This is a genomic window from Kitasatospora sp. NPDC059747, assembly GCF_042732955.1.
In the GTDB taxonomy this organism is placed as follows: Bacteria; Actinomycetota; Actinomycetes; order Streptomycetales; family Streptomycetaceae; genus Kitasatospora.
In genome coordinates this window covers 1-1,303 of the sequence record NZ_JBHWGV010000283.1, presented here as the reverse complement: position 1 = coordinate 1,303, position 1,303 = coordinate 1, and the positions used below count along the sequence as shown (strand labels likewise).

Sequence of the window (1,303 nt, the reverse complement as noted above, 5' to 3'; positions counted from 1 at the left end):
CGATGGCCTGGCGTTGTCGCCGCCAGGTGGACCACGTCAAGGCGTGAGCGCGGGGCGGGCTGTGTGGTGGACGCGGGCCGCGGGGACAGCCAGCTGCCAGGAGCCGCCGGATCTCTGCCACGGTGAGGTCGACCACGGCGCGGGAACCGTTTCTGCAGACCCCTTTGCGGCGGCGGCCGCGGCCATCGCGGCCAGGAAGGCGTGGGCGAGCATGGCCAGGGTGACGTGCCGCATCCAGCCGGGGTAGCGGCGGACCTCATACTGGTCCAGGCCGCACTCGTTCTTCGCGGCCTGGAAACACTCCTCGATCGCCCAGCGCATCCCTGCGATCCGCACCAACTGCTGCACGGTCGTATCGAGTTGGGCGTAGGCGAGGTAGTAGGCGATCTCGTCGGGCTTGCTCAGGCTGCGGCGGGCCAGCGCCCACCGCTGGCGGACCGGGGTCTCGTCCTGGTAGTCGAACTCAACCACGGCGGGCAACCGGATGGCCGCCCAGTCATAGATGCGCGGCCCCTTGGCACCGTCGCCGCACGAGATCCGCTCCCAGGCCTGGGCCGGGGCCTGGGCAAACAGCCAGTCGATGCGTGGACAGCCCACGCTGAACTGGGACTTGGGCACAGCCAGGACGTAGCCGACGCCGGACTGTTCCAGCAGGCGACGGAAGCGCCCCTCCTGGCCGTAGGCCGAGTCCGCGGTGACCCAGGCGATCGGCAGGTCGGAGGCCAGCGCCCGCAGCACCAGGGCCTTGGCGAGGCCGCCCTTGGTGCGGAACTCCCGCTCGTCGGGGATCCTCGCTGCGCGGCAGCGGTCCCGGTCCTCGGTCCAGGATTTGGGCAGGTAGAGCTCGCGGTCGACCAGCGCGCGGCCACGGGTGGAGGCGTAGGCGGCGAAGACCCCGATCTGGCAGTTCTCGGTTCGGCCGGCGGTGCCGGAGTACTGGCGCTGCACACCAGCAGAGGTGGTGCCCTTCTTGACGAAGCCGGTGTCGTCGATGATCAGGACTCCGTCGTCGGCGCCGAGGCGTTCGGCGACGTAGTGCTGGAGCTCGTCGCGGATCTCGTCCGCGTCCCAGCGGGAACCGGCGAGCAGGTGCTGCAGGCCGTCGGGTGTGGCGTGACCTGCGTATTCGGCCAGTTGCCAGCCGTTCTTGCGGCCGACTGGGCCGAGCAGGCCGCGGACGTAGTCGCGCATCCGGCGGCGTGGCTCCACGCGGCTGAAGCGGTGGCCGATACGGAGGAAGAGGTCTTCGAGTTCGTTGTCCCAGGTCTCGGGTGCAGGCTCGTTGATCACGACGAGAGGCTGC

At 70.2% G+C, this 1,303-nt stretch carries 1 protein-coding gene; it reads right to left on the bottom strand.

Features of this window, described 5'->3' with window-relative positions; all coding sequences use genetic code 11:
• Positions 1-36: 36 nt before the first annotated feature.
• Positions 37-1,287: an IS701 family transposase gene (locus ACFV4G_RS43515; protein WP_380449211.1), complete on the bottom strand. Its 1,251-nt coding sequence runs from the start codon at positions 1,285-1,287 to the stop codon at positions 37-39.
• Positions 1,288-1,303: the final 16 nt, after the last annotated feature.